The organism is Vibrio sp. ER1A (assembly GCF_000733315.1).
GTDB classification, from domain to species: domain Bacteria; phylum Pseudomonadota; class Gammaproteobacteria; order Enterobacterales; family Vibrionaceae; genus Vibrio; species Vibrio mediterranei.
In genome coordinates, this window is sequence record NZ_JPJA01000085.1 from 79,441 (window position 1) to 87,704 (window position 8,264).

Below are 8,264 nucleotides of genomic sequence, written 5' to 3' on the forward strand. Positions count from 1 at the left end.
GTTTTACTTTATCTATATCTGCTTGGAATGTATCAGCGCCGATAATAGTGACTACTTGCTCAATAACTTTGATTTCTTCAGGGTCAAATGTATGGTGTGGATCGACTAAGTTCCATACATGAAGAGGACTTGGAGACCATCGTTTGAACAAGCAGTCTAGAGCTTGCTCTTGGCTTCGGGCGAGTTGTTTATGGATATTTTTGGCACCTTTGTGCCTCAAAGGGCCGTTAATGTAGACATCTGCCATATGAAGCATCAATCTTATTCGTGTTGTTTCGAACATTATTTCTAATTTCCTGCAGTGCTCTACGACTTATTACACACAACAAAATATCTGTTATTGTCCATTTATAATGAGCAATGTCTAGATAACATACTTTCTCAAAAGATTAATGTGAATCGTGGATAAATTATTCGCTGTTATTTTCTGATATATTGCTTTTAATTAGGCAAGAGATAAGATATTTCCATCGAAAGGTAATCTTATTTAGAAACTGATCATTCTAGGCATACACGAGCGGTTAAATAATATTAACACTATAAAGGTAAATGTGGCTCAAAAAATCACATTCATAATGTGTATTGATGAGAGGGATGACTGTCGATTCTTGAGGCAGGTTGTACGGCATAAGAGAAACATCTCACTTCTTATACCGTACAAAAGCACTTACGCCAGTAGCGATTTCGCAGTCGCTACAATGTTTTTAGTTGTGAAGCCAAACATCTTANNACCGAATGTTGTCATGCCGATAATCTTGCCACCGAAGCCAACATACTTATACCAGTAATCCGCAATACCTGCTTCAACTGCAATACGCTTAGTCACTGCCGCTGGAAGAACTGCTTCACGGTATACTTCATCTTGCGCATCAAATACGTCAGTAGAAGGAAGAGACACTACGCGTACCTTTTTACCTTCAGCCGTCAGTTCAGCGTAAGCGTTTGTTGCTAGCTCAACTTCAGAGCCTGTAGCGATAAGGATCAGCTCAGGTGTACCTTCACAGTCTTTCAGGATGTAACCACCCTTGGCAACATTGGCTAGCTGCTCTGCGTTACGATCTTGTTGTGCAAGATTTTGACGAGAGAAGATGAGCGATGTTGGACCGTCTTTACGCTCAATCGCGTATTTCCAAGCAACCGCAGACTCTACTTGGTCACATGGACGCCATGTGCTCATGTTTGGTGTTACGCGTAGTGATGCGATTTGCTCAACCGGTTGGTGTGTCGGGCCATCTTCACCCAGACCGATAGAATCGTGAGTGTAAACTTGGATGTTTTGCACTTTCATCAGTGCAGCCATGCGCATTGCGTTACGAGCGTATTCCATGAACATTAGGAAGGTTGCACCGTAAGGGACGAAACCACCGTGCAGAGCGATACCATTGATGATCGCGGTCATACCGAATTCACGTACACCGTAGTGGATGTAGTTACCAGACGCATCGTCAGCCGTTAGCGACTGAGAGCCAGACCACATGGTGAGGTTTGATGGTGCTAGGTCAGCAGAGCCGCCCATGAATTCTGGAAGCATCTTACCGAACGCTTCTAGAGCATTTTGAGACGCTTTACGAGATGCAATGTTTGCTGGGTTCGCTTGAAGATCAGCAATGATCTTGCTTGCTTCTTGTTCCCACTGAGCTGGAAGCTCACCGTTCACACGACGCTTAAACTCGGCCGCTAGTTCTGGGTAAGCCGCTTCATAAGCCGCTAGCTTCTCGTTCCAAGCTGCTTCTTTTGCGCTACCCGCTTCGTTTGCATCCCACTCTGCTTTAATGTCAGCAGGGATTTCGAATGGACCGTGTTCCCAACCCAGGAATTCACGTGCTGCTGCAATTTCGTCGTGACCTAGTGGTGCACCGTGACAGTCGTGAGAGCCCGCTTTGTTTGGTGAACCAAAACCGATGATGGTTTTAGTACAGATAAGTGTTGGACGTGGATCCGCTTTTGCCGCTTCAATCGCTGCATTGATCGCATCAGCATCGTGACCGTCTACTGCAGGAATTACGTGCCAGCCGTATGCTTCGAAGCGCTTAGGTGTGTCATCAGAGAACCAACCTTCCACTTCACCATCGATAGAGATGCCGTTGTCGTCCCAGAAAGCGATCAGCTTACCCAGACCTAGGGTACCCGCTAGTGAACACGCTTCGTGAGAGATACCTTCCATCAGACAGCCATCACCCATGAAGACATAAGTGAAGTGGTCGACAATATCGTGACCTTCTTTGTTGAACTGAGCTGCAAGAGATTTCTCAGCAATCGCCATACCAACCGCGTTAGTTATGCCTTGACCTAGAGGGCCAGTCGTCGTCTCGATACCTGGTGCGTAGCCGTACTCTGGGTGACCTGGTGTTTTTGAGTGCAGTTGACGGAAGTTTTTAAGATCGTCAATTGATAGCTCGTAACCGCTTAGGTGAAGCAAAGAGTAAATCAGCATTGAGCCGTGGCCGTTTGACAGTACGAAACGGTCGCGGTCAGCCCACTCTGGGTTTGACGGGTTATGATTTATGTGAGAACGCCAAAGAACTTCAGCGATATCTGCCATACCCATTGGTGCACCTGGGTGACCTGAGTTAGCTTGTTGAACACCATCCATGCTTAGCGCGCGGATTGCATTAGCGAGTTTTTTTCTGTTGTTTGTTTCAGTCATTTTAACTCTCGAAAATTAATATAAATGTTCAAATTCTTGGATTGTTGCTTTGCCGCGTAGACGCAGGAAATTTAGAAAGCGGCTCGACGATGTCGATACAATTCTCTCTTCCGGTACTTGGTGTTTAGTGAGCAGGTCTATGGCTTTGTCGAGTTTTGAAATTTCCTCACAAAAGTGCGCGTCTGAACCCGTGGTGAAATACACACCCATTTTATTTCCTAGACGGACAATTTCGTCACAACGCTTGTCACTGCCCTTACGGCTTTTACCAGTTAGTGAGGTGTTGTTTACTTCGACAACAATGTTTAAGTCTTTCGCGCACTGTAAAACTTTGCGCATATCAAACGGGTAGTTAGGGTTCCCTGTATGCCCTAACACATCAATTCGGCCACTTTGCATAGCGTTGATCAGCGCTTCTGTGTGCGCTTCTTCCGTGGACGGTGAAAACACGGGTTCATGAAAGCTGGCAATAACCCAGTCCAAATGTTGGTCACTGGAGTTAGGAAGATCAATTTCCCCCTTTGTATTTAGAATGTTGGCTTCGACACCACGCAAGATGCCGACATCATGGAGAAATCGGGGCAGAATCCTTTGATTGTTAAAATACCAGTAATGGGGGGCACCTGGCATTTCAGGAGCATGATCCGTAATACAAAGAAGCTCCAGCCCCTTATTTTTTGCTGCTAACGCATTCTCTAAGACCGTACTGTAAGCATGGCCGCTAGCGATAGTATGAGTATGGGTATCAATGACTATTTTCATGACTCTCGTCCTCTATCGCTTAAATCTTGAAGGAACCATCTTGGTTTAGATATAGGTTCAAGTCTGCTTTTTGAGAGTTGTTCAGTACGTTATCGACGTTGATAGCATCTGACTTGTAGTAGAAGTCCAAGGCATCTTCCTCGGATGTACCACCGCGAATCTTACGGTTCACCAAACGATCTTGTAAGAACTGAGGGTCGGTATCGATGAACACCGTGAAATCAGCAAAATTCTTTAACCCATTCCAAACCGGTTGATCTAGCAATAAATAGTTTCCTTCGATAACTACAATGTTCTTATCGACAATCAATGCATCGTCCACGGGATCGTGAAGATTTCGGTCGTAATAAGGCCATTTAGGCGCAGGGTCTTTTAACTGTCTTAGTTTTCTGACCAGTTCAGTCAGATTGAAGGTTTCATAAGCGCCCTTTATTGAGCGAAGTAATACTTCTTTACCATTTCGAGTCGTGCTATTGCTGTCTAAGATTTCATTTGGAAAGTGAAAGCCATCAAACGGTAATACTTGCAAGGTTTCTAGGGCTTCGTCTTGCTCTGACAAATGTTCCCAAAATGCTGCAAGTGTGGATTTTCCACTGCCTGGAGGCGCAGCAAGAAAGATAATGACTCGGTCTTGTTTTTCTTTGTAGAGTTTGGAGAATTTTTCGACTAGGGGTTTATGGATTTGTTCAACGTCGCTATTGGGAAATTCAGCTTGGGTTTCAAAGCCGCTAACGTTTAAATTCACTTTCATAGTGACACCTTACTGATGGATCTCCTCTTCTATTTTTTGAATAAGCATTTCACAAGACAGTTTAAGAACTGTGATGATGAGAGATTCGTATCTCATCTGTGAAAACGTCTCAAATGAAGAGAACTTAAGTTGTTTTAGAGATTCAATATAAAAGCTATCTTGTTGCGAAGATAAAATGGCTTGGTTCTCGATAAAGTCATAAATCATGTCATCGCTAAACGACACTTTTTCTGGCCTAGACAAGGCGTACTCCAGCACTTGGTCGTAAAGGCCGATATCCGAATAGGTTTCTAGCGAAATCTTACCCATTGCGAATACTAACTTTGACACCACATCGGTGGTCACGAGAGGCCCATCTTCTTTCAGCAACGGGTCCACAGCATACTCCTTCACTAGTTCGTCTTGGACGAATACCGATGGAAGTATGGCTTTTAACTTGAGGTTTATAATTTTGTTTGAAACTTGAAGAAAAGCGGTGGCGTTATCGCACTCATCCAGTTTCTCCAATAAATCTTCAATTCGTGACAAAGTTTCTAACCTTTTGATTATGTGGTAACCGTGAGGCTACCACATAAATAAGCTTCGACTAAACCGTCAAACTCACGTCATAAAACTCCAGTAACGCTTTTTCTGCTTCTGCATTCCAAACATAGTTGTTTTGCTGCAAAATCGCGTCCAATTCCCCAAAGAATGGGTCACTGTCTTCTAGAGTCTTAAACTGGTCGATTGCTGTTAAAGGCAAGTCGATGTGAGGGTAAATCAGCTTCTTACCACCCGGAATATCGAGCTGGTTCAGAATCGTATCTGGTGCTGCTTGTAGGCCGCCTACATGGGTAATCATGAACGAAGGATTGATCTTCCCTTTTGCAGAGAGGTCTAGAGACTCAATCATGTCTCCGGTAGAGCCACCTGACGTCCCGACAATGTGAGTCGCTTCGTAGTGCACATTATAGAAGTTAAACGGTACTTTGAATTTCTTATCTGTAGGACCAGCAAAGAAGTTTAAACAGCCGTCATTACCTAGTAACTCATCCGCTTGCTCTAATACTTGTGATACAGCGGCGTAGACCATAACGTCATCGTAACCTAATCCGCCGTTCAGTGATTTAAGGTACTCAACGGGATCTTCCACATTCGCCGTATTCACATAGTGAAGCTCAACACCATTCTCCGCCGCTGTGCTTACTGGAATTAAGCTCTCAGCGCGTGCGAGACGTTCTGCATCAATGTCAGTAACAACCAGTAGTTTAGGTTTTACTGGACCATTGATCGCGTAGTCGATAGCACCGATACCCATTGGACCAGCACAAGCGAGAAGCGCGAGTGACCCGCCCTCTTTGATACCCATATCATGTTCATACACGTAAGGAGTTGTATGGTAGCTCGCGTGATATGCGCCAATAATGCACGACATTGGTTCTGCTAGTGAAGCGTCAGCAAAGTAGTTCCCTTCATAAGGAAGCACGCAGCCAAGGTCGATAGCGATTTTCGGGATAATTGAATAAGTAGCGTTACCACCAAATGTCTCGTAGCTGTAGCCGGCAGAATAACCAGATGGTAAGCCCATTGCTGGTTGGAGTACAAAAGAGTCACCTGGCTTGAACTTGTCTTTTAGGTTGTCACCAACTTCAACAATAATACCGGCATACTCGTGACCTGTGATAACTGGTGTTTCTGCAATATCTTCTGGTACACGCTTATGTTTGCTACCTAGAAGCGCTGCTTTATACGTTGATAAACAAACGCTGTTAGAAATATTTTTGACCAGTAGTTCATCCGCCGAAATAGCTGGTAGGTCAAAAGTGCGAAGTTGAATGTTCTTTTCTCCGCAGATGACAGCTGCCGTAGTTTCAACCATGTTCTCTCTCCTCATAGGGGCGCTGAGACGCCCCCGAAATAATAGTTATTAAGCTTGTTGTTCGATAGTCACCAGCAGCTCATCTAGCGCTGGGTCATTGATAAAGTTTTTGATGGTAATGACCGGTAGTCCTGTTGCTTTCACTGCGCGACTTTCTAGACTCTCATGAGTCACAACTATATCTGCGTCGCTAGGTACTTTTTCGATAGCGAAGTTCTTCACTTCGACATCGTAGCCCGCTTGTGTCAGCTTTCTCTTGAAGGTAGACGCTCCCATAGCACTTGAGCCCATACCTGCATCACAAGCAAATGCAACGAACTTGATGTTTTTGCCTTCAGCCGTAGCTTGAGTTGCAGCCACTGTGTTGATAGCACCTTCCGCTTTCATGTCCTTCATATTGGTGACTGATTGCTCGAAGTCCTCTTCAGACTCTGTGCTCTTGGACATTTTAAGAATGGCACTCGCTACCAAGAAAGAAACAATTGTTGCAGTCGTCACACCAGCGATAGTCGCTAGGAAGCTTCCTTTCGGCGTTAGCGCCAAGTAAGAGAAGATAGAACCTGGACTTGGACCCGCTACTAGACCTGCATCAAGTAGATTGAAGGTTGCGATACCTGTCGCTGCACCAGCAATCATTGCTACGATCATGATTGGCTTCATCAACACATATGGGAAGTAAAGCTCGTGGATCCCTCCGAAGAAGTGAATGATGATGGCACTTGGCGCTGAACGCTTCGACAAACCTTCACCAAATTTCGCATACGCAAGTAGCATACCTAGACCAGGGCCTGGGTTAGACGCCACCATAAAGAAGATGGATTTACCAGTTTCAGCCGCAGCTTGAAGACCTAGAGGGTAATAAATGCCTTGGTCGATTGCATTGTTTAGGAACAATACTTTTGCTGGCTCATTGATAATCGCAAGTAGAGGTAAGAAACCTGTTGCTACCAAAGCTTCAATGCCTGATTTAACGAACAAGTTTGCAGCAGTTACAGCAGGACCAACAATCTCATAAGCAAATAGGCACAAAAGCATACCTACGATACCCAGTGAGAAGTTGTTCACGACCATCTCAAAGCCTGACGGGATACGGTGTTGGATTCGTTTATCCATTTGCACCACAACCCATGCACTAAGTGGGCCCATAATCATTGCACCAACAAACATTGGAATGTCAGCACCTACAATGACACCCATCGTTGCGATAGCACCCGCTACTGCACCACGCTTGTCACCAACAAGTTGACCACCGGTATAACCGATTAACAGCGGTAACAAGTAAGTGATCATTGGGCCAACAATGCTGCCAAACGCTTCGTTAGGCATCCAGCCTGTTGGGATAAATAGCGCAGTGATAAAACCCCACGCAATAAATGCGCCTATATTGGGCAATACCATGGCGGTAAGATGTCCGCCAAATGATTGCACTTTCGCTCTCATATTTGTAGTCACGTTACATTCCTTATTAGCAGGTTTTTATAATATCCAATACTTCTGTTTTCGATTTTGCTGCTGCGAGCTTCTCTATATTTGTCTCGTCGACAAGCATTTCACTTAAAGATTGGATTACTTGAATGTGAGTATCTGAATCCTTGGCAGCTAAGGTTAGCAGCACATTAGCGGGGCCAAGATCTGAACCAAAGTCTACTGGTTCAGGGAAGATGTGAATGCCTAAACCGGTTTTTAGTACACCGGCCTCAGGGCGAGCATGCGGCATCGCGATGCCCGGGCACAAAACGTAATAAGGACCATTGTCGATGGTAGACTGAATAATGGCATCAGCGTAATTCGACGTCACATAGCCCTTCTCTTCGAGGTATTGTGTTGTCGTTCTTACAGCCTGTTCCCATGATGTGTTATCATGTTCTACAACGTCTACTAGGTCATGGTCGATTAAGTCATACAGCATTGTCTTGTCCCATAATGAATGTCGTTTCGTTGAGTTCATTATGAGTTCTTTTCCTGGGGACATGCAATTCCGCACGAATTGTGACGCAAATCACCAAAAATTACCTGTCAATAGGCAAGTAATGATCAAGTTAACAAATTACAATTGAAAGTTTTGGTAAAAATTTTATTTTAATTACAAGTCAATAGAACAAAGTTGATACACGTATCGTTTTTTGACATCTCTTAAATCAAATAAACATTGAACTAGATCACATTATCCATATTGACGATCGTTTTTATGTGATATAGAGATCATTACTTATAAGCACTTTAAAGCCTATTCCAGTCACTAGTAG

The 8,264-nt window shown here is 44.3% G+C and carries 8 protein-coding genes; all 8 read right to left on the reverse strand.

Annotation, left to right across the window (positions count from 1 at the left end; genetic code table 11):
* Positions 1-283, reverse strand: a 283-nt coding sequence (locus HW45_RS29540) for a hypothetical protein (protein ID WP_038225648.1), incomplete at its 3' end; no start/stop codon positions are given.
* A gap of 384 nt (positions 284-667) precedes the next feature.
* On the reverse strand, positions 668-2,647 hold the full coding sequence (gene tkt / locus HW45_RS06405; RefSeq protein ID WP_038225650.1) for a transketolase: 1,980 nt from the start codon (positions 2,645-2,647) through the stop codon (positions 668-670).
* A 15-nt stretch (positions 2,648-2,662) separates the two neighbouring features.
* Positions 2,663-3,409, reverse strand: a complete 747-nt coding sequence (locus HW45_RS06410; RefSeq protein WP_038225652.1) for a phosphatase — start codon at positions 3,407-3,409, stop codon at positions 2,663-2,665.
* Positions 3,410-3,428: 19 nt separating this feature from the next.
* On the reverse strand, positions 3,429-4,160 hold the full coding sequence (locus tag HW45_RS06415) for a nucleoside/nucleotide kinase family protein (RefSeq protein WP_038225654.1): 732 nt from the start codon (positions 4,158-4,160) through the stop codon (positions 3,429-3,431).
* A gap of 9 nt (positions 4,161-4,169) precedes the next feature.
* Complete coding sequence (locus HW45_RS06420) at positions 4,170-4,688, reverse strand: MltR family transcriptional regulator (RefSeq protein ID WP_006071819.1); 519 nt, start codon at positions 4,686-4,688, stop codon at positions 4,170-4,172.
* A 58-nt stretch (positions 4,689-4,746) separates the two neighbouring features.
* Positions 4,747-6,018, reverse strand: coding sequence for a zinc-binding dehydrogenase (locus HW45_RS06425; protein ID WP_006071821.1), 1,272 nt, complete (start codon positions 6,016-6,018; stop codon positions 4,747-4,749).
* Between the two features lie 48 nt (positions 6,019-6,066).
* Positions 6,067-7,470 (reverse strand): PTS mannitol transporter subunit IICB, encoded by a 1,404-nt coding sequence (locus HW45_RS06430; protein ID WP_096443658.1) that lies wholly within the window; start codon positions 7,468-7,470, stop codon positions 6,067-6,069.
* A 13-nt stretch (positions 7,471-7,483) separates the two neighbouring features.
* Positions 7,484-7,927 (reverse strand): PTS sugar transporter subunit IIA, encoded by a 444-nt coding sequence (locus HW45_RS06435; protein ID WP_038222468.1) that lies wholly within the window; start codon positions 7,925-7,927, stop codon positions 7,484-7,486.
* Positions 7,928-8,264: the final 337 nt, after the last annotated feature.